Consider the following 21639-nt stretch of genomic DNA (forward strand, 5'->3'; position numbering starts at 1 on the left):
TAAATTACTACACGCCTGTTCTATTTCTAAAAAGCACCATACACACCTTTATTAAATTACTACACGCCTGTTCTATTTCTAAAAAGCACTATACATACCTTTCTTAAATTAGTACACGCCTGTTCTATTTCTAAAAAGCACTATACACACCTTTCTTAAATTAGTACACGCCTGTTCTAATTTTTTAAGAGCCCCATTATTGCACACTAAAAGGCAGCAGATTTTGTGATCTGCTGCCTTTTTCTCATCTAAACCTACCGATGGTGTATTTAAGCAAAATAGGATAAGTAGTGTTTTCGAACGACTTTTTCATTTAGCCTATTATATTTAATAAGAAAAGCTGAGCATGACTTCTATGCGACTTTACCTTCACTGTGGATTTCATTTCATAAAATCTTACGTTCAGGACTAAGTGATGTGTGGGCCTCATGCGTCGCTTTGCTCCTCTGCTGCCTCACACCCTACTTATGGCCCTTCTCACCCAGACCCGGCCGGTGGAAGTTTTAAGCAAAATAGGATAAGTAGTGTTTTCGAACGACTTTTGGGTAGGCCTTTAGGCCGTATAGCCAATGGAGTGAGGAGACACTACTTATCCTATTAATTTTGATTAAACTACAACGGCCGTCCCATTACATGTCACCATAAGCATGCCATTTTGTGCCCCTACGGTGCTGTATTGGAATGATACGCCAATAACGGCGTTAGCACCAATTTTGCTAGCTCGTTTTGCCATTTCATCGATTGCTGCTTGGCGTGCACTCATTAAGGAATCTTCATAGCTTCCGCTACGGCCACCAACGATGTCACGAATACCAGACATGAAATCTTTTACAAAGTTACGGCCTTCTACGACCTCACCAAATACGATACCTTTGTACTCTTGTACAGGTTTGTTTTCAATATGCATAGTTGTGGTAATAATCATAATTGTATCCTCTCTAATTAACTACAATATATATTGATTCATTATAGCAAGGCTTTTATAGAAAAACAATCTCATAATGATAGCTTTCATATAAAAACAATAACCTAATACTGCATGTACAAAAAAAGACCTATTCACTACTTTCATAATGAATAGGTCTAATTGTATTGCGTTTTTATTTGTCAAAATCGCGGTCTAGATTTACTTCTTTCAACGGAACGAGTTTAGTTTTGTTGATGTATTTGTAACCTAGGTAAACAGCGAAGAAGATAGGCAATCCGATATATGCAACGGATACGCCGTACCAGTCGATGGTATCGCCTGTGAAAGCGGAGTAGTTCTGGCCACAGATGATGATAACGCATAGGATGAACGCCAAGATTGGACCAACTGGGAACAACCACGCCTTGTAAGGCAATTCTTTAAGGTCTCTGCCTTGTGCAATGAACGCACGGCGGAAGCGATAATGGGAAATGGCAATACCTACCCAAGCGATGAAACCGCAAAGGCCGGAGATGTTAACAATCCATGTATACGCTGTACCTTCGCCGATAAAGCTTGTAAGGAATGCAAACAAGCCAATGGCTGTAGTCAATATCAATGCAGGAACTGGAACGCCGCGTTTGTTGAGTTTTGCAAAGATTTGTGGTGCTTGACCTTCCTTAGCGAGTGCGTAAAGCATACGCGTAGAGGAATAGAGGCCAGAGTTACCAGCACTCAATACGGCAGTTAAGATGATAGCATTGATAAAGCTAGCTGCAAATGCGAATCCAAAACGGTCAAATACGAGTGTAAATGGAGAAATGGATACGTTTTCTACACTGGAATTCAATAGGTTTGGATCAGTGTAAGGAATGAGGAAACCGATAACTATGAAAGCCCCAATATAGAACAATAGAATGCGCCAGAAGATGGAGTTAATCGCTTTTGGCACGTTCTTTTCAGGGTCTTCTGCTTCCCCAGCGGCTACGCCGATAAGCTCAGTACCTTGGAAGGAGAAACCAGCCACCATGAAGATAGCAAGGATGGATTCCCAACCGCCTACGAATGGTGCTTCACCTACTGTCCAATTCTCAAATCCAGGGGATGTACCGCCGATACCAAAGATGAGCATAAAGCCACAGAATAGGAATACGAAAACGGTAATAACCTTGATGGACGAGAACACGTACTCGCTTTCACCAAAGGAACGAGTGGACAAATAGTTAAGCCCAAATAGAATTAACAGGAACAATGCGGACCAAACGATGGCCGGTATGTCAGGGAACCAATATTTCATGATGAGCGCCCCTGCCAATACTTCGGCAGCCAATGTAATAGCCCAGTTAAACCAGTAGTTCCAACCTAAGGCAAAGCCAAAGGCAGGGTCTACATAGCGTTTTGCATAGGTTCCGAAAGAACCTGGAATCGGCAAGTACGTCGCCATTTCCCCAAGGGATGTCATGAGGAAATATACCATGATGCCGATGAGGCCGTAGGCCACAAGCGCACCACCAGGACCAGCCGTACTTACTACTTCACCACCGGCTACGAATAAGCCCGTACCGATGGCACCACCCAAGGCGATCATATTCATATGACGCGCTTTGAGGGATCGTTTTAAATGTTTTTGAGTATTAGAAGTATACTCTACGTTAGTATTCTGATTATCTGCCATGGGTCACCTCTTACAAATCTAGATTGCGCACATATTTTGCGTTGTCTTCAATAAATTTACGTCGAGGTTCAACCTTGTCGCCCATGAGCACCGTAAAGATTTTATCAGCTTCGATAGAATCCTCTAAGCTAACTTGTAAAATCGTACGATTTTCAGGGTTCATTGTTGTTTCCCATAATTGTTCAGGATTCATTTCACCTAAACCTTTGTAACGTTGAATTGTAATACCATCACGGCCTACTTCATCAAGCTTAGCTGTAAGTTCTGCATCAGAGTACACATACCAATGAGATTTGCCTTTTTTAATTTGGTATAAAGGTGGTTGTGCGATGTAGATATGGCCTTCTTCTACTAATGGTTTCATATAACGGTAGAAGAATGTGAGAAGCAATGTACGGATATGAGCACCATCAACGTCCGCATCTGTCATGATGATAATCTTGTTATAACGGGATTTTGTAATATCGAATTCATCGCCAATGCCTGTACCAAATGCGGTAATCATGGAACGAATTTCGTTATTCGCTAAAATCTTATCAAGACGTGCCTTTTCTACGTTAAGAATTTTACCACGCAATGGTAAAATCGCTTGGTAACGACGGTCGCGACCTTGTTTTGCAGAACCGCCCGCAGAATCACCTTCGACTAAATAAATTTCTGTCATAGATGTATCTTTTTCGGAGCAATCCGCTAATTTACCAGGAAGGCTGGATACTTCCAACGCATTTTTACGGCGTGTCAAATCGCGGGCCTTACGAGCTGCCTCGCGAGCACGGCTTGCCATCGTTGCTTTTTCGATGATTTTCTTCGCATCTTGTGGATGTTCTTCAAAAAATGTTTTAAGACCTTCAGATACGATAACATCGGTAATACCTTTAACTTCGCTATTGCCAAGTTTCGTTTTAGTTTGACCTTCGAACTGAGGTTCTAATACTTTCACAGACACAACCGCTGTCAAACCTTCACGAACGTCCTCGCCGGAAAGATTGCTTTCATTTTCCTTGATTAAACCGGATTTACGGCCATAATCATTGAGGGTACGCGTCAAGGCAGCACGGAAACCGGATAAATGGGTACCGCCGTCAACAGTGTTGATGTTGTTTACGAAGGACAACAAGTTTTCGCTGTAACTATCATTGTATTGCAACGCCACGTCTACCACAACGTCATCCTTTGTATTTTCGATGTCAATAACAGTTGGGTTAACAACTTCCTTGTTTTCGTTCAAGAATGCGATGAAAGAACTTAAACCACCTTCGTAATGGAAGCTTTCAATGCGAGGTTCCTCTTGACGCAAATCGCTCAATGTAATACGAAGGCCCTTGTTAAGGAATGCCAACTCTTGTAAACGAATTTTCAATGTATCGAAATTGAACACCGTCGTTTCAAAAATTTCAGAATCTGGTTTGAAAATAACAGTCGTACCAGTACCTTCTGCCTTGCCAATTTCATGCAATTCAGATGTTTTATGACCACGGGAAAAATCGATTTCTTGAATAATGCCATTTTGAGATACTTGAACCTTAGTCCATTCACTCAACGCATTGACTACGGAAATACCTACACCGTGAAGGCCGCCGGACACCTTATAGCCGCCACCGCCGAATTTACCGCCAGCATGCAATTTTGTTAAAACCAACTCTACCGCAGACATGCCGGACTCATGCATTCCTGTTGGAATACCACGACCATCATCGACAACGGTAATACTATTATCTTCATTAATGGATACTTCGATATGCGTCGCATACCCTGCGAGCGCTTCGTCCACTGAATTGTCTACTACTTCATAAACGAGGTGATGCAAACCGCGAATGGACGTACTACCAATGTACATCCCTGGGCGTTTACGGACCGCGTCTAGACCCTCAAGAACTTGTATATTCTGAGCGCCATAATTTTCTTCAGCCATTAAACAAACTCCTCCTAACGACATAAACCGCAATATGCTAATACACAACGCATTTGCGGTGCTAGATTATCTCTTTATTATACTATAGATTGCTTATATCGTGAAAGCCCTATAATTTGCTACTTAAGAGCATATAAAACTCATCAATCCGTTTTTTAAGCGTTTTAAGTGATATACCAGATGCATACACACCATCATCTGTTACAATATACGTTTTTACCTTATCCTCGGGCACGATATATATAACCTCTGCATCATAATTCGAAATGCCCGTCCTATGATGCTTACCAGACTCCGCATGAATCATAGTAATAATTGAATTCATAGGGATACTAAAATTATCGCCAATATGAAGATACATATTTCTCCTCTTATTTTCATCTAAGTAAGAATGCTAAATAAACTCCATTTTTCTCTGTCCTGCTATTGAATAGATGACCATTAATTTCGCAGCGACTTTGGCCCTGCGGAGCCCGAAGGGCGTAGTCAGACCCGGCCGGTGGAGCGAGAAATAATGGTCATCTATTCCAATATCCCCCTAAGCATATTTAGCTCTTTTTGTTTTTCCTCACTTAGGAATTTTGATCTGTATTTGTTACACAGGTTGATAACGTGCTGGTCTGTCAGTTCTTCAAGCCGTTTATGGGTGATGAGCATGGTGGCCATGTACATATGGTTTCGGCTTGTAGATCCGTGGTAGACCTTATCTAAATAAAAATAAATCAATTCTCGCATGGCTATGGAAAAGTCTTTAAAGGTACATTTGATGTATTGTTGAGCTTCGCTATATTTTATGTACGGATGTCGTCTAATTTGTGTTTTTATATCATTAATATGATTGCGATGCATTTCATATTCGCAGGACACACAATATTTTGTTTTCCTGCTCATCAACGTATGACAACGCTCGCATCGATGATAGCCGTGTTCTAGCAAATAGACTTCCTTTTTGCGGCTGCTAATGAGCACCTTTCGAAACGGTTCTTTTAATGTATCTTCTGCTAAGCTTTCAACCATAGCATCAATAGATTTCATATCATCATTGGACAATACGATTTTCGACATGTCGATATAGCCATCGATGTCGGGCATGTCTATTTTCAAAATTTCAGTATTCACCGTTTCTTTCACATAGCTCTGCCGATGCATAATAAGGCCCATTTCAGTGATGATATCACTTTTGTAATAGTCATTAATGGCCTTGAGGATGCGTTTTTGGTTCATCTTAACCTCTTGCATCCACTGCGAATTATCCGCGCTGAGCACAATTTTCGGAGGTTTGATGTCGATAATGCGCGTATGACCAGCATAAATGGGGCCCACCACATCACGCCAATGATGAATGAGTGTATTCAGTTTAAATTGTTCCAGTAAACCTAATTCATGTAGGCCACCAGGTAAGCACATTTCAAGGCTTTCCATAATGGATGTGCCCCTCCTGACATTGAATAAATTGAACACCTTGCATGTTTTCAAAATCATGTATATCCGTCGTGGTAATGACGGTTTGAATGCGTTTATGAATGAACTGCAACAAATTGTTCCGTCTCGCCTCGTCGAGCTCGCTCAACACATCGTCTAAGAGCAATACGGGATATTCGCCTACTTCGGATTTAATGAATTCTAATTCGCTCAGTTTTAGTGAAAGTACAGCCGTCCGCTGTTGCCCTTGGGATCCAAATTTTTTTAAATCGATAGCATCGGAAAAGAATCGTAAATCATCGCGATGAGGACCTACGCTTGTCGTCATGCGATGACGATCTTGAGGCAATGCATCATGTAGTAAATCGTAAAAGGCCTCCTTCGTGTACACCATATGACCCTCTTCCCCATATGGTTGTTCATAGCCTATGGTGAGATTTTCTAGTCCTCCCGTCAATTTACGATTCATCAAATCGATAAGCAAATTGATTTTCTTTAAACTTTCCATCCGTTTTTTTACGATGAAAGCCGCCATATCCGCCAGTTGTACATCCCATTCAGCAAGAGGAATATTCTGTTTACCGCGATATTCCTTCAATAATGTATTCCGTTGTTGCAATAAACGATTATATTGCAATAATTGATGATAATAAGTAGCGCTCGTTTGGGATATTTCCATATCTAAAAATCTGCGACGACCCGATGGACTGCCCTTGATGAGCTGTAAATCCTCTGGGCAGAAGATGACCGTATTTAAAGTACCAATCAATTCCTTTTGCGAAATCTTAGTATCATTTAAGCGGATATCCTTAGGACCTTGTCGAAATAGCTTGATATTAACCTTTTGTGGTGTCTCCTTTTTCTCAAAGTTCACCACAATGCCCGCTTCATTAGCGTTAAATAAAAGCATATCCGACGTATCATTTGTGCGGTGGCTTTTACCAATGGTACCGACGTAAATAGCCTCTAAAATATTGGTTTTACCAGCCCCATTGGTACCGTACAAGACGATGATTTCAGGCTGCAAATCAAGGGTTAAATCCTTATAGTTGCGAAATTGGAACAATTGCAGTGAGTTAATTCTCACCGATTATGCCTCCTCTTTGGTAACGATGAATTCCACATCGAGACCTTCTACACCAATCACATCGCCAACGCGACATTTTTTGCGTTTTTCTGTAACGATGGTGCCATTTAATGTCAGCACTTGATCATCGATGAGACCTTTTACTTGTCCCCCTGTTTCAATGACGCCTTCTAATTTAAGCAATTGATCGATTTGAATATACTCCGTATGGATTGGTACAGGTTGTTGTTTCATAACGTCCTCCTATGGTGGACAAATTACAGGATATACCAAGTATATAATCATGACTAAAACTCATCATTATATACTTGATAATATGAATTTTTATGCATATAAATATGCAATTATTTATATATAATACATAATTAATTCTCAATATAAAAAGCAGTATTAGAAATAGCTTTCACAAATATGAGAATATATTACCATATCTAACAATTAAGAATTTGTACGAACAGGTGTTACTACATAGGTATAGTTCGGATTATTATCTTGGCGAATCACAACAGGACCATTTTGTTTTAAATACATGTGTATGTTATCGCCTGTGCTATGACGCAAAATATCGGAAATATAACGACCATTAAAGGAAATCGTAAACGGTGTGCCCTTAAATTCCACAGGAATTTCTTCCTTCGCCATACCAATTTCAGCATTTTGGCTGGACAAAGTCACTTGTTCTTCGGACCAATCATAGCGAATAACGTTGTAACTCATATCTTTTGCTAACAAGGATACGCGATCAACAGCACCGGCAAATTCCTTGCGATCTACAACGGCACTAGAATCGAATTGAGCAGGAATTACCTTTTCATATTCTGGGTACGTGCCTTCGATTAAGCGGGAAATAATGTAGATGGATTCGAACATGAATACGATTTGTGTGCGGTTCCAAATGATTTTAATAATAGAAGGATTATCGGTTGGCAATAAACGAGATACTTCTGCCAAAGCCTTTGTTGGAATGATAACGCGCATAGGGGATGTGGCAGGTTCATCGATGGTTACCTTTTTAACAGCCATGCGATGAGTATCAGTAGCAACCATAGTCACTTCTTTGTCGTTTGCATCTTTGATTTCCAGCAAAGCACCAGCAAATACAGGGCGATCATCGTCGCTTGCTGCTGCATAGTTCGTAAGGTCGATGAGTTCTTTCATAGCTTGACTATCGATATTGACATAATCTTGGTCATGAATTTGTTCTACCAATGAGAAATCATCTGGATGCAAGGTTACTAAATTAAATTCAGAGGAACCGGATGTGATTTTTAGCGTATTGCCATCCTCAGGTTTGCTCAATTGAATCGTTTCGCCTGGTAATTTGCGGATTAATTCTTGGAAATAACGAGAAGCAACCACTAATGTACCTGGTTCTAAGATATCTGCGTCGATTGTTAATTTAATGCCTAATTCAAAATCGTTGCCTTGTAGTTCCACTTGATTGTTTTTTGTTGTTATATAAATGGAACCTGGTAGATTTGAACTTGTTTTATTTTGTGATACTTTTTGTAGAACGTTAATGGCTTTTTGGAGATTGGCCTTAGGGAATTTGATGTTCATAACGTAAATACTCTCCTTGTTTGTAATATTCGTTGTGCGATTTTCGTTGGTCCTCTATAGATAATCAACGATAGATCGGTTTTCTAATATGTTTTTGATTTGTTTGTTAGTTTAGTAGTATTTGTAGTAGGCGCTGTGAATGTGTGTACATGTGAAAGTTTTCTAGATTTCATGCGTTTCCACAGTTGTGGATAAGTATGTGTATACCTTGTTTTAGGTTATCCACATAATCACAGAAAATATTAAATTCCTCAATATCCACAGATTTATACACAACATATCCACAGAGTTATCCACACTCGTTTTAGTTGAGTGATGAAAGCTTTGATTTGATGTCTAGGATAATTTGTTTTGTTTCCGGATTCTTGTCGATTTCTTTGCTGATCTTATCGTATGCATGCAAAATCGTCGTATGATCTCTGGAAAAAGCCGCTGCGATTTGTGGGTAGCTTTCATTAATCACATCGCGGCACAAATACATGGCAATTTGCCGTGGAAATGCGAACTGAGCCTTCCGTTTCTTGCCTAACAAATCTTGTTTCTTAATATTAAAATAGGTACTGATAAAGTCTTGAATGGACTCGATGTCGATAAGTGTTACCCGTTCCGTCGTGATGATATCGGATAATGTTTTTTTCGTGTACTCCAAATCGATGCTGCTGGTCCGTTGTTCTAAGGATGCAGTACCGATGAGTTTATTGAAAGCCCCTTGTAGTACGCGAATGTTTTCATCGAATTGCAACGCCACGTAGTTGATGGCATCGTTGTCGATAACGAGATTACGATTCTTGTTGTTTTCCTTTTCAACGAGGGCTTTCAAAATGGCGATACGCGTTTCCAAATCTGGATTTTCCATGGTCGCCACATAGCCCGCTTGGAATCTAGAACGCAAGCGCTCTTCGAATTGATCCATGTCGTTTGGCATGGTATCGCTGGTGAGGACGATTTGCTTGTTATTGTCCAATAATTCATTGAAGGTGTTGAAAAACTCTGTTTTCGTGCCCTCTTTATTTTCCAAGAACTGAATATCATCGATGAGCAATACGTCGATGTTGCGGAACGTATTGCGGAACAACTCTCCTTGCCGCTTGCGTATGGATTCGATGAATAAATTCATGAACTTTTCGCTCGTTGTGCACATCACCTTGAGATTAGGATATCTTTCAACGATGGCATTACCGATGGCGTGCATCAAATGCGTTTTACCGAGGCCCGATGGACCGTAGATAAAGAGCGGATTATAATCACCACCAGGATGCTCCGACACATTTTGGGCTGCTCCAAACGGAATGCGGTTCGCATTGCCTGTAATGTAATTATCAAATCGATACCCACTGTTGAGCTGAGACGATGACAAATCGATAGGAATATCCGTAGATTGCAACGTTTGCACCATTTGTGGCTGATCTACAGGAAACATCGGTTCATCTGGAATTAACTCGTCCACCTCTTTACGCTGGATATACACAGGATCTGCGTACACCGGTGTGTAAAATTCCTCTTGATATGGAACCTCCTGCTTTGTAGGTTTAGAGGATTTTTTATCGATGTTGTCCGCGTCACTTACCACCGTATTTTCTATAGTGTTCGTACTAGTATTTTCTGCAGTATTCTCTGTGAAAGTATCTGCTACATGCGGTGCTGTTGGAACATCATCCTTTTGTGGAAACAAATCCAATAAAACCATATTTAATTCTTTGCCTGTCACTTGCTTGATGGCATCTGTTAACAACTTACTGACCGTTTGCTGAGATTCGATGACACTTTTTATAAAACTCTGCATAACCCCAATGTGTATAGAATTATTATCTATACTCATCGGTATGAGAGAAGTACTCAAACTTGAATAAATCGCAGGCGGCAGTGTTTGTTTTGCTACTTGTAATATACGTTCCCATATATCATTAATATCAGCTGCTTGCATTTTGTTCCTCTTGTGTATAACTTTTACTAAAAATGTGTATAACTTTCGTTATTATGTGCATAACTTATTCTAAAACTGTGGAAAAACCACAAATGCCTGTGAATAACCTGTGCACAACTTGTGAATAAGAGAAAATAAAATTCCCTTCCAACCTTATAAATACTGAGTTTATACTATTCACAGGTTAAAAGAGAAAAATTGTGGATAACTTTTCTAAACTATCCGAAAAAAACTTATAAAAATATATATTTTTTACCAATTTCAATTATGATTGTACCAAAAATGAGGAAGATTGTCATTCAATCTGTGGATAACTTTTATGGAATTTGTTTATTTTCGTATTTTTGCGTAGGTCGGTAAGGTCATCATTTTTTTACTCCACCGGCCGGGTCTGTCTTCGCCATTCGGGCTTCGCAGGGACATAAGTAGGGTATTCCGGAAAATAGAACAGGCGTGTACTAATTCAAAATAGGTATGTGTATAGAGTGTTCTGAAAAATAGAACAGGCGTGTACTAATTCAAAATAGGTATGTGTATAGGGTATTCCGAAAAATAGAACAGGCGTGTACTAATTCAAAAAAGGTATGTGTATAGGATGTTCCAAAAAATAGAACAGGCCTGTTCTATTTCAAAAGAGGTGTATGTGTGTTGCTCTAAAATAGTAGATTCTGTCTTCCCCGCTAAGGGAGGGTGCGCGCAATCTGTTTCAATAAAAAACAGGAGTTGATCTATAAGGTTCAGATAAAAAAGATATGGTGTCTTGATAAGATGTGAATGGTGTAATTTGTTTGGCTAATTTATGAATATTGTTTAATGATGGCTGCCTAATATTTTTGCAGCGACTTTGGCCCTGCGGAGGCCGTAGGCCGGAGTCAGACCCGGCCGGTGGAGCGAGAAAATATTAGGCAGCCATCATTACTTAAATGTAGTAATATTACTGGCAAACAAATTACATTTGTAGATTTTAATCGAAACACCATATCTTTTTTATATAAATATATATAGAAAACCCTGTTTTGTAAGAGTATAATACATTTGTGACAAGTGAATAAAAAATGAGAAGGAACTCTGTTATAATGAAGTTGCTTAATCCAAACATTACAACAAAAGGAGTTCCTTCTCATGCATTCTATTATAACTGAAGAATTAAGATTTCGTAAACGAGTATGTGAATATGCTATAAAGTATGGAAATAATGCTGAAGCTGCACGTCGCTATCATACTAGTAGACAACAAGTACAACGTTGGGTGAAGCGTTTCGACGGGACTATTGATTCACTTCGATTGTATAGTCGTAAACCACATTCTCATCCTAATCAACACACTGAGGAAGAACTAGCACTTATCAAGCGTATGCATTCTAAGTTTAAACATGAAGGGCTGTCTCAAGTATATGTTGAGGCAAAAAAGCGTGGTTATAAACGCTCATATGGCTCTATGTGCCGACAAATCAGGTGTCATATTAAAGAGAAAAAGGTTGTTAAATCTGTTCCTAAAAGCAAGTGGAAACCGGATATAATAACATATCCAGGAGAAAAGGTTCAGATTGATATAAAATACGTACCTCGCGAGAGTTTAGCCTTTTCAACACAAGGAAAATCTTACTATCAACTTACAGCTATTGATGAGTTTTCTAGAAAGAGAATTCTAAAAATTATAGATGAAAAAAGTGTTACTAATACAAGTCGCTTCTTATTAAATTTAGAAGCCAAAATGGGATTTCCTATTCATACAATACAAACAGATAATGGTCGTGAATTTACAAACTATGGAGTAAAAGATCGAGAGTGTTTATTTGATATTGTATTAAAAAGATTAGGAATAGAGCATAAAACGACAAGACCATTTTCTCCGTGGCAGAATGGAAAGGTAGAGCGCAGTCATCGAATTGATAGTGAAAGATTTTATTCTCGTAAGTTTAATAGTATGGAGAGTTTTCTAAAAGCACATAGTCGATATGCTAATAGATATAATAACATTGCACAAAAAGTCTTAAACTTTAAATCACCAAACCAAGTTATAACAGAGTACTTTATGAATCAAAAGGCATAAGTATTTGTCACAAATGTTTGATTACTCTAGATAAATATATATAGAAAACCCTGTTTTTTATTGACAGATTTGCGTTTTCCCTCTATAATTACCCTGTTATGGTATAAGTAAAACAAATATATAACGAGGAGGTGTTTTACTAATGAAACGTACATATCAACCAAATACTCTTTGGAGAAAACGTACCCATGGTTTCCGTGAACGCATGAAAACTATCGGTGGCCGTCTCGTATTAAAAAGAAGACGTGCTAAAGGCAGAAAACGCTTATCTGCATAATATAATGGCTCAGCAAGAGCTTTCAGAAAACTTGGCGCTCTTGCCAAGTTTTTCTATTCTATAGGACTCGGACGATACAATGGATTACCGCTTAGATAAAACGAGACGTATTATAAACAATAATGAATATCGCCTTGTGTATAAGCATGGTAAGTACGAGGTAGGACGCCTATGTGTGTTATATCGTATGCCTGTAGCGAAGCAAAAGACTCGCATCGGATTTGTGACGGGTAAAAAGGTGGGTTGTGCGGTTGAACGCAATCGAGCACGTCGCCTTATGAAAGAGGTGTATCGCCTCAATCAGCATCAAATTCGCGAAGGATATCATATTGTTATCGTTGGACGTGGCCCTCTGAAGGACGCAACCTATGAACGAGCGGAAAAGGAAATACTGTACTTATTGCGTAAAAGCAAGCTCTTAGTATAATCCTATATAGGACCACAAGCATGGACAGCGCTATGCTTTGGTCCTATTCGCGTATTATGAGGTATATGGATTTGGTGGAAATGTCTTAGATACATACGCTAATCCAATCATGGTGAATTCTATGAAAGATACATGTATAACTGTATTAAATTGTATAAAACGAGGGGTTACCTTTGTTTTATGGCTCGTTATTCGCTTCTATCAGATTGCCATTTCCCCTCTCAAACCGGGATGTTGCCGATATTATCCCACTTGTTCCGCATATACTCTGCAGGCCATTGAAAAATATGGTCCTTTGAAAGGTAGCTGGCTTGGGCTAAAACGTATTTTGCGTTGTCATCCATTCCACAAGGGCGGGTATGATCCCGTTCCTTAATTTGGTATTGGTGAAAGATAAGACTAGTACAACTTTCACAATTGACATTAGTTTAAGCGAGCACAGTTTTGGAAATACCTGAGCATCTGTATGGATGAAATTTAGACCATACCATAACGATATATGGATGCGCGAAGGAATCCAATTTCGACCTGCACTCGAAGGAGAAACAATGGAAATTTTTAACTATTTAGTTGAATTTATGCGCACACTTGTGACATATGCTTTCAACTTCACTGACATGGTCGGCTTCCCAAGCTATGGGGTGGCTATTATCATCATTACTGTCATTATTAAAGCGATTTTAGCGCCGTTGACAGTAAAACAAATTAAATCTATGAAAGCAATGCAAGAGTTACAACCTCGCATGAAAGAGCTTCAAGAAAAATACAAAAACGACCCTCAACGTTTACAAGCTGAGATGGGCGCTATGTACAAAGAAATGGGCGTAAACCCATTGGCTGGCTGCTTGCCTTTATTGGTGCAAATGCCGTTCTTGATTGCTATTTTCTACGCATTGCAAGGATATCCTTACAATCCTGAATTCGAACATTTCTTATGGCTTCCTAGCCTTGGCGAAGCAGATCCATACTACATTTTGCCAGTATTGAGTGCTTTGTCCACATGGCTTATGTCCCGACAAACTGGTATGGGTGCTAGTGGTGCCGCTGCACAACAACAAAAGATTATGCAAATCTTTATGCCATTGTTCATCGGTTACATTTCCTTGAACTTCCCATCTGGTCTTGTTATTTACTGGATTGTATCCAATGTGTTCCAATTGGTGCAACAACATTTCATTTACAAAGGCTTAGAAGCTAATAAATAGGAGGCACTATGGAATTTATCGATGTATCTGCTAAAACGATTGAAGATGCCATCGCTAAAGGGGTTGCAGAACTTTCTATAGATGGCCGTGAATTGGTAGAAACAAAGGTTATTGAACAACCTTCTAATGGTTTTTTAGGTATTGGACGTAAACCAGCTGTGGTTCGTTTGTTCTATACAATGGTAGCAGCTGCGGCTACGGAAGAAGAAAAAGAAGTCATCGCTGAGACTTCTGATGCTGTGTCGGATGTGCCTGTTGCGACTGATGAACGCGATGTGGCTGAATCTGTTGATGATTCACCGGTATCTGTGAAAGCTAAACAAGAGCTTTCAAAAGAAACACAACAAATCATCGCTGAAAAAGGTAAGGAATTCCTTGAAAAGATGTTTGCTCAAATGGGCCTTATCGTGATGATTGAAAAGATGTTTACCAGTGATAAAATCACGTTCCAAGTACATGGTGAAGACCTTGGTATCTTGATTGGTAAACACGGTCAAACCCTTGATGCTATCCAATATTTAACGAATTTGGTGGCTCACAAAGAGGTGTCTGGCCATTGTCACATCGTGGTGGATGTGGAAAATTACCGTGCTCGTCGTGAAGAAACGTTGATCAATCTTGCAAAACGCCTTGCAGCTAAGGTAAAACGTAACCGTCAAAAGGTTTCTTTAGAACCTATGAATGCATTTGAACGCAAAATCATTCATACGGCGTTGCATGATGATAAACACATCGTCACAGAATCCGCTGGTGATGAACCATTCCGTCACATTGTGATTTCTTACAAAAAATAAAAGTGTTTGGTGGCGATAGCATTCTGATAACCTCCACCGGCCGGGTCTGACTCCGGCCTGCGGCCTCCGCAGGGCCAAAGTCGGTTTCAGAATGCCACCGCCACCACCATTTTATTTATATGTAATACGATAAGTTATGGTGAAAGCTAACTTAAGGTAATCTTCGCATGGGTAAGATTGGTTTAGTTTAACTTTCACAGGCGAAGAAATTAAAGATATTCGAAGTACGGAGATTTTTATGTATATAGATGATACAATAGCGGCCATTGCGACGCCGCCCGGCATCGGCGGGGTTGGTATTATTCGGGTCAGCGGCAAGGATAGTTTTCCTATTGTAAATAGCCTGTTCAAGAGCGCTGGCACGGTTCCGTTGATGGACCGCCAAAATAGAACGATTCAATACGGGACTATAGTAGATCCAGCGACGAACAAGACCATCGACGAGGTTCTTGTGTTATTAATGAAGGGCCCTCATTCTTATACTGCAGAAGACGTGGTAGAAATTCAGTGTCATGGCGGTATTGTGCCGGTTCGACAAATTCTAAAATTGCTCGTCAATCACGATGTGCGCATGGCAGAGGCCGGCGAATTTACGAAGCGCGCCTTTATGAACGGACGTATCGACCTCACCCAAGCGGAGGCGATCATTGATATTATTGAAGCAAAAACAGAGGACTCCCTTTCTCTCGCTGTATCGCAGCTGGACGGCACAGTTTCGTCCTTTATAAAAGATGTGCGTGAACAGCTCATCGCCATGATTGCTCATTTAGAGGTAACTATCGATTATCCAGAAGAGGATATCGAGGATGTAACGAGCCAAGAGGTTCGTGAACAGTTAGAGCCTATTTTGAAAGCTATGGATGAACTCTTGTCTACAGCGAACACAGGTCGTCTTATTCGCGACGGTATTACGACGGTTATTGTAGGCCGTCCAAATGCAGGTAAATCGAGCCTTATGAACGCTCTCTTGCGCGAAAACCGCGCTATTGTAACGGATATTCCGGGGACGACGCGGGATAGTATTGAAGAATATATGACTGTAGAAGGCATTTCATTGCGCCTCATCGATACGGCAGGTATTCGAGACACACAAGATACGGTAGAAGCCCTCGGTGTGGAGCGTGCTCGCGATTATATCAACAAAGCAGATATCGTGCTCTGCGTTATCGATGGGTCTACCCCATTGACCCCTGAAGAAATCGAAATTTTGACCTCTGTGAGCGGTTTGAATACCATCGTACTCCTCAATAAGTCCGATGTGGCACAAGTCGTTACAGACGAAACTATTAAAGAACACGGCACATTTACAGCTATCGAACGCATCAGTGCCAAAGACGGCGAAGGATCTGCAGTTCTCTCCAAATGGGTGCAAGAACTCGTCTATGGCGGTCGCGTAAAACAAGACAACAGTGCCATGATTAGTAACGTACGCCATATTAGTCTCATGGAACAAGCAAAGGCTCAGGTAGAACAAGCCCTCTCCTCCATCGATATGGGCATGCCGGTGGACTTTGTCGCTACCGATTTGCGCAGCGCCTGGGAACTACTAGGCGACATCACGGGCGACACCATCCGTGAAAATATGATCGACGAACTATTTAGTCGTTTTTGTCTAGGGAAATAATGGCAAATGAGGACTTTGACCTCGTGATTTTAGTAAAATAAATTTTCAAAATAAGTAATAAATATAAGGAATTCAATAGATATGTACACAGTAGATAATTATGATGTCATTGTCATTGGTGGCGGTCATGCTGGTTGTGAGGCGGCCCTCGCCTGCGCCCGCATGGGTCATCGCACGTTGATGGCGACCATCAGTTTGGATAATATTGCACTTATGCCGTGCAACCCTGCCGTTGGCGGTCCTGGTAAAAGCCATCTTGTGTATGAGCTCGATGCGTTGGGCGGTCAAATGGGTATCAATGCGGATGCTACGGCTATTCAAATGCGTATGCTCAACATGGGTAAAGGCCCTGCCGTGCATTCCTTGCGCTGCCAATCGGATAAAATTAAATACCAACATTTGATGAAACATACCTTGGAAAATACGGATAATCTCAATGTTAAGCAAATCATGGTTACGGAGCTCAAGGTTGAGGATGGCAAGGTAACGGGCATCGTTACTGAGCTTGGCGAATTCTATGGCGCTAAGGCTGTCATTCTTTGTACAGGGACCTATTTGAAAGGCAAAATCCTCATCGGTGATATCGACTATGTGGGTGGCCCAAATGGGCAACGGGTAGCGGAACAATTTTCTCAATCCCTACTAGATAATGGCGTTGAATTGATGCGCTTTAAGACTGGCACGCCAGCCCGCGTAGATAAACGGACGCTTAATATTGAAAATATGGCCGTTCAAGAAGGCGATGCACATCATCATGCCTTTTCCTTTATGGACGAATGGATCAACCGCAACGAAGATGTGTGCTGGTTGACGTATACGAATAAGGAAACGCATGAGATTATTAAAAGCAATATTCATCGTGCTCCTATGTATAGCGGTAAAATTGAAGGTGTTGGCCCGCGCTACTGCCCTTCCATCGAAGATAAGGTGGTGCGCTTTGCCGATAAAGAACGTCATCAATTGTTCGTAGAACCAGAAGGAATGGGCACAAATGAAATGTACGTACAAGGTATGAGTACATCCCTTCCTATGGACGTACAATACGCATTTCTTCGCACCATTCCTGGTCTTGAAAACGTCGAAATCATGCGTCCTGCCTATGCTATTGAATACGATTGCTTGAACCCAACACAATTGACGCCAGCCCTTCAAGTGAAACATATTGAAGGCCTCTACTCTGCAGGTCAAGCTAATGGTACCTCTGGCTACGAAGAAGCTGCTGCTCAAGGCCTTATGGCGGGTATTAACGCAGCCTTGTGGCTCGAAGGTAAGGAACCTTTCATCCTTGCACGCTCCGAAGCATACATCGGCGTTCTCATCGATGATCTAGTAACAAAAGGAACCAACGAACCGTACCGCATGATGACGAGCCGTAGCGAATACCGTCTATTGCTTCGTCAAGACAATGCGGACATGCGCCTTACCGAAAAAGGTCGTGCTATCGGCCTTGTGAAAGATGATCGCTGGGCTAAATTTACAGCTAAAAAAGCGGCCATCGAAGAAGGCATGGAATTATTACGAAACACACCTGTCAATCCATCTAAGGAAACACAAGCTTTACTTGAAAGCTTAGGTACAGCCCCTATTAAAACAGGCATCCACGCATATGATTTGGTAAAACGTAATGAACTCTCCTATGCTACCGTAGCTGATGCATTCGGTTTGAAACGCTTTACACCTGACGTAGAAGAAGCTATGGATATTGCTATTACCTACGAAGGTTACATCAAAAAGCAAATGGAACAAGTTGAGAAGGTTCGCAAACTGGAAGAAAAAATCCTTCCAAAAAAATGGGACTATACAGAAATTAAGGGCATTTCCCTTGAAGCGCAACAAAAACTCAATAAAATTCGCCCTCACTCCATCGGCCAAGCCAGCCGTATCTCTGGCGTATCCCCGGCGGATGTGTCTGTTCTGTTAATTCAATTGGAACAATACAATAGGAACAAATAGAATATGTGATTACATAGAAAAAGCTAGCTAATCGTTTGATTAACTAGCTTTTTCTGTTATAAGGTTTCCCGTTCCTGATGCTCATCGACTTCGCGACCTTGACTCATATAATCTGGAGTAAATAAGGATAGCCCAAGTTTAAATAAGAACCACATACATTTTTGTTTCATGGGTATCACCTCCTATTGATTGTAGTGTATCTATAAATGATACCATTAGCAAGCTTTATTTTTTATAAATGTAAAAGTGAGTATATACGTAAAAGTTTGTATATTTATATGAATATTTATAAAACACATATTATTATACCAGTAAAATATGTACACTAGAGAAATACATTAAGTGTATATTCAGAATAGACAAAACAATTTATATGTGAAGAAAAGTTCATAGTGATAAATTATAGATAAACAGTAAAATTTAAAAGGTAGAAATAAGATATATAAATTTGAAAAAGGATGTGTTAGAAGGTTAACAAAATAGGTTTACAATTATGAGGCAGTTTAGATGATATAAGATTTTTATGCGTACCTACTCTTTTTGCACTTTTATCTATATAATAAATGAGAATATATTGAGAATATGGTATAATAGATACAAATATGACTCTTATATTTCGCTTGTATGCTCTTTTTTAAGTGCTTTATACATAAGTTATCCTAAAAACACCTAAACAGGTCTTACAGCGCAAATAAATAAATTTTAGCCTAAATTACATACATATAGTTAGGAGCACCGATGAAAGAAAAATATGATGTGCCTATCGCTAGTGAATCTGAGTTTGTAGAATATATGCTTTCACAAATGGCAGCATTTGGATTGCCATGCACACTGCAGCAATCAAAAGATTTTTACGTGTACTATGCACGCATGATTGAAACAAATAAATATCTTAACCTCACCGGTATTACGGATATGAAGGAAGTCGTGGTTAAGCACATGATTGATTCTCTATCTTGTTATGATCCGAAGATTATCAAATCTGGATCCTCCATTATCGACGTCGGAACCGGTGCTGGATTCCCTGGTATTCCCTTGGCCATCTATGACAGAACCTTGCACGTGACCTTGTTTGACTCCCTCAAGAAACGCCTTACCTTCCTTGAGTTCGTTATCGACGAATTGCAATTGACGAACTGTAAGACCTTGCATGGACGCGCTGAGGATTTGAGTCATCAGGACTATCGTGAAAGCTTTGATATTGCCACAAGCCGTGCCGTTGCAAGATTACCAATCCTATTAGAATGGACCGTGCCCTACGTTAAACAAGGCGGCTATGTTATCGCCTTAAAAGGCGCTATCTACGAAGAAGAAGTCGGCGAATCTGATAAAGCCCTTAGCACATTAAAAGCATCCATCGAAGATGTAAGAACCGTGACCTTACCGACATTGGATGATAAACGAGCTATCGTGTACATTAAGAAAACAGGAACAACACCTGGGAAATATCCTAGAAAACCTAAAGAAATCAAAGATAAACCATTATTATAATATGCTACAATCTTTTTCATTAATGTAAGCAATCTAAAAACACCTTCCAAAAAGCCTCCACCGGCCGGGTCTGACTCCGGCCTACGGCCTTCGCAGGGCCAAAGTCGTTTTTTGAAAGGTGTTTTTAGATTAAATTTATATTATGAGTAACAATAAATAGGAAAAGATTGTAGCATATTAACACCAATGGCTATATCGAAAACAAAACAGGGAACAAATCAGTTTTTGATTTGTTCCCTGTTCTTTTAAGATTTGCATATTATTGATTACGTGTATGTTTTATAGACGAAAAAAGGAATGTCCTTCCAAAACCGACTTTGGCCCTGCGAAGCCCGAAGGGCGTAGTCAGACCCGGCCGGTGGAGGTTTTGGGAGGACATTCCTTTTATTGTTGCATTAAAAGTATTACACGTGATCAATAATATGCAAAGTCGTATCTATATCATTAAGCGGCATGATATGTACGCCTGCAGCGATTTTCTTGATTTGTTCCAAGGTTTCGATAGCGATTTCTGTACCCGCTTCTTTTCCGCCTTTTTCTACGCGGTCTAGAATGTCTTGGGTAAGGTTGATTCCAGGTACTTTTTCATGAAGGTATGTTGCCATTTTAAAGCTTTTAAGAGGAATCAAACCAAGCATAATAGGTACATTGAATTCAGACATTTTGTCGATATAGCGTTTAGCTTGTTCTAAATCATAGATTGGTTGTGTTTGCACAAAATGAGCACCATTTTTGATTTTAGCAGCTAGTTTTTGGCGCTCGATTTCTAAATCAGGAGAACCAGGATTGCCTGTAGCGCCAATGTAGAAGTTCGTAGGTTCATCGAGGTCGTTACCTGCTAAATCTTTACCGCTGTTCAATGTTTTAGCAATATTTAGTAAGCCCATGCAGTCCACTTCAAATACGGATTGTGCGAATGGATGGTCGCCATGGTCTGGCTTATCGCCTGTCAGAGTCAAAATGTTATTAACGCCAAGTGCTGCAGCACCGAGCAGTTCGGATTGTAAACCTATGATGTTACGGTCACGGCATGTGAGGTGGAAAATCGTTTCGATGCCTTCGTTATGTTGCAATAAATAGGACAAGGAAATAGGGCTCATGCGCATTTTAGACATAGGGCTGTCCGCAATGTTTATGGCGTCAACCTTGCCTTTTAGGCGCGCTGCTTGTTCAAAAACCTTTTGGGCAGAACTGCTTTTAGGTGGGTCCAATTCAACGGTGATGGTGAACTGGCCATTTTGGTGTTTCTCACGTAATGTCATCATATACCTCTTATCTATTCTATGTATGGTGAAAGCCTCATATGCGTTATGTGAGCATTATTTTAGA

The 21639-nt window shown here is 40.3% G+C and carries 19 protein-coding genes; 9 read left to right on the forward strand and 10 right to left on the reverse strand.

Annotated features, from left to right (window positions below):
- Positions 1 to 607 precede the first annotated feature (607 nt).
- From HMPREF1477_RS06230 to dnaA, 9 genes are all read right to left on the reverse strand, one after another.
- The gene (locus HMPREF1477_RS06230; RefSeq protein ID WP_016476246.1) at positions 608 to 925 is read right to left on the reverse strand and encodes a YbjQ family protein; all 318 of its coding nucleotides are present in this window, start codon (positions 923 to 925) and stop codon (positions 608 to 610) included.
- Positions 926 to 1100: 175 nt separating this feature from the next.
- Positions 1101 to 2582 carry an amino acid permease gene (locus HMPREF1477_RS06235; protein WP_005380313.1) on the reverse strand — a complete coding sequence of 494 codons (1482 nt, stop codon included), beginning with the start codon at positions 2580 to 2582 and terminating at the stop codon, positions 1101 to 1103.
- Between the two features lie 10 nt (positions 2583 to 2592).
- Positions 2593 to 4494 (reverse strand): DNA topoisomerase (ATP-hydrolyzing) subunit B, encoded by a 1902-nt coding sequence (gene gyrB, locus HMPREF1477_RS06240; RefSeq protein WP_016476247.1) that lies wholly within the window; start codon positions 4492 to 4494, stop codon positions 2593 to 2595.
- A 109-nt stretch (positions 4495 to 4603) separates the two neighbouring features.
- Positions 4604 to 4855, reverse strand: coding sequence for an extracellular matrix regulator RemB (gene remB / locus HMPREF1477_RS06245; RefSeq protein WP_016476248.1), 252 nt, complete (start codon positions 4853 to 4855; stop codon positions 4604 to 4606).
- A gap of 161 nt (positions 4856 to 5016) precedes the next feature.
- The gene (locus HMPREF1477_RS06250) at positions 5017 to 5916 is read right to left on the reverse strand and encodes a DUF721 domain-containing protein (protein WP_016476249.1); all 900 of its coding nucleotides are present in this window, start codon (positions 5914 to 5916) and stop codon (positions 5017 to 5019) included.
- Positions 5903 to 7003, reverse strand: a complete 1101-nt coding sequence (gene recF, locus HMPREF1477_RS06255) for a DNA replication/repair protein RecF (RefSeq protein ID WP_016476250.1) — start codon at positions 7001 to 7003, stop codon at positions 5903 to 5905. Before recF ends, HMPREF1477_RS06250 begins: the two co-directional genes overlap by 14 nt.
- A gap of 3 nt (positions 7004 to 7006) precedes the next feature.
- Positions 7007 to 7237, reverse strand: coding sequence for an RNA-binding S4 domain-containing protein (locus tag HMPREF1477_RS06260; RefSeq protein WP_005379450.1), 231 nt, complete (start codon positions 7235 to 7237; stop codon positions 7007 to 7009).
- Between the two features lie 204 nt (positions 7238 to 7441).
- The gene (gene dnaN / locus HMPREF1477_RS06265) at positions 7442 to 8563 is read right to left on the reverse strand and encodes a DNA polymerase III subunit beta (RefSeq protein WP_016476251.1); all 1122 of its coding nucleotides are present in this window, start codon (positions 8561 to 8563) and stop codon (positions 7442 to 7444) included.
- A gap of 304 nt (positions 8564 to 8867) precedes the next feature.
- A complete protein-coding gene (gene dnaA, locus HMPREF1477_RS06270) occupies positions 8868 to 10487 on the reverse strand; it encodes a chromosomal replication initiator protein DnaA (protein ID WP_016476252.1) in 1620 nt (539 codons plus the stop codon).
- A 1122-nt stretch (positions 10488 to 11609) separates the two neighbouring features.
- Here dnaA and HMPREF1477_RS06275 point away from each other — a divergent pair.
- The 9 genes from HMPREF1477_RS06275 (at position 11610) to rsmG (ending at position 20310) form a co-directional block, all read left to right on the forward strand.
- Entirely contained in the window at positions 11610 to 12539 is a 930-nt protein-coding gene (locus tag HMPREF1477_RS06275; RefSeq protein ID WP_016475598.1) for an IS481 family transposase, read from the forward strand.
- 142 nt (positions 12540 to 12681) lie between these two features.
- Positions 12682 to 12816, forward strand: a complete 135-nt coding sequence (gene rpmH, locus HMPREF1477_RS06280) for a 50S ribosomal protein L34 (protein ID WP_004692946.1) — start codon at positions 12682 to 12684, stop codon at positions 12814 to 12816.
- A 79-nt stretch (positions 12817 to 12895) separates the two neighbouring features.
- Positions 12896 to 13243 (forward strand): ribonuclease P protein component, encoded by a 348-nt coding sequence (gene rnpA, locus HMPREF1477_RS06285; RefSeq protein WP_005375872.1) that lies wholly within the window; start codon positions 12896 to 12898, stop codon positions 13241 to 13243.
- Between the two features lie 121 nt (positions 13244 to 13364).
- Positions 13365 to 13619, forward strand: coding sequence for a membrane protein insertion efficiency factor YidD (gene yidD, locus HMPREF1477_RS09605; protein WP_083939099.1), 255 nt, complete (start codon positions 13365 to 13367; stop codon positions 13617 to 13619).
- 172 nt (positions 13620 to 13791) lie between these two features.
- Positions 13792 to 14448, forward strand: coding sequence for a YidC/Oxa1 family membrane protein insertase (locus HMPREF1477_RS06290; RefSeq protein WP_005375962.1), 657 nt, complete (start codon positions 13792 to 13794; stop codon positions 14446 to 14448).
- An 8-nt stretch (positions 14449 to 14456) separates the two neighbouring features.
- Positions 14457 to 15242, forward strand: a complete 786-nt coding sequence (gene jag, locus HMPREF1477_RS06295) for an RNA-binding cell elongation regulator Jag/EloR (RefSeq protein ID WP_016476253.1) — start codon at positions 14457 to 14459, stop codon at positions 15240 to 15242.
- A gap of 238 nt (positions 15243 to 15480) precedes the next feature.
- Positions 15481 to 16866, forward strand: coding sequence for a tRNA uridine-5-carboxymethylaminomethyl(34) synthesis GTPase MnmE (gene mnmE / locus HMPREF1477_RS06300; RefSeq protein WP_016476254.1), 1386 nt, complete (start codon positions 15481 to 15483; stop codon positions 16864 to 16866).
- 81 nt (positions 16867 to 16947) lie between these two features.
- On the forward strand, positions 16948 to 18819 hold the full coding sequence (gene mnmG, locus HMPREF1477_RS06305) for a tRNA uridine-5-carboxymethylaminomethyl(34) synthesis enzyme MnmG (protein WP_016476255.1): 1872 nt from the start codon (positions 16948 to 16950) through the stop codon (positions 18817 to 18819).
- 738 nt (positions 18820 to 19557) lie between these two features.
- On the forward strand, positions 19558 to 20310 hold the full coding sequence (gene rsmG, locus HMPREF1477_RS06310) for a 16S rRNA (guanine(527)-N(7))-methyltransferase RsmG (RefSeq protein WP_016476256.1): 753 nt from the start codon (positions 19558 to 19560) through the stop codon (positions 20308 to 20310).
- Between the two features lie 404 nt (positions 20311 to 20714).
- Here the strand turns inward: rsmG and HMPREF1477_RS06315 are convergent, their stop codons facing one another.
- The gene (locus HMPREF1477_RS06315) at positions 20715 to 21572 is read right to left on the reverse strand and encodes a methylenetetrahydrofolate reductase (RefSeq protein ID WP_016476257.1); all 858 of its coding nucleotides are present in this window, start codon (positions 21570 to 21572) and stop codon (positions 20715 to 20717) included.
- Between the last annotated feature and the right edge of the window lie 67 nt (positions 21573 to 21639).

The organism is Veillonella sp. HPA0037, assembly GCF_000411535.1.
Taxonomy (GTDB): domain Bacteria; phylum Bacillota; class Negativicutes; order Veillonellales; family Veillonellaceae; genus Veillonella; species Veillonella atypica.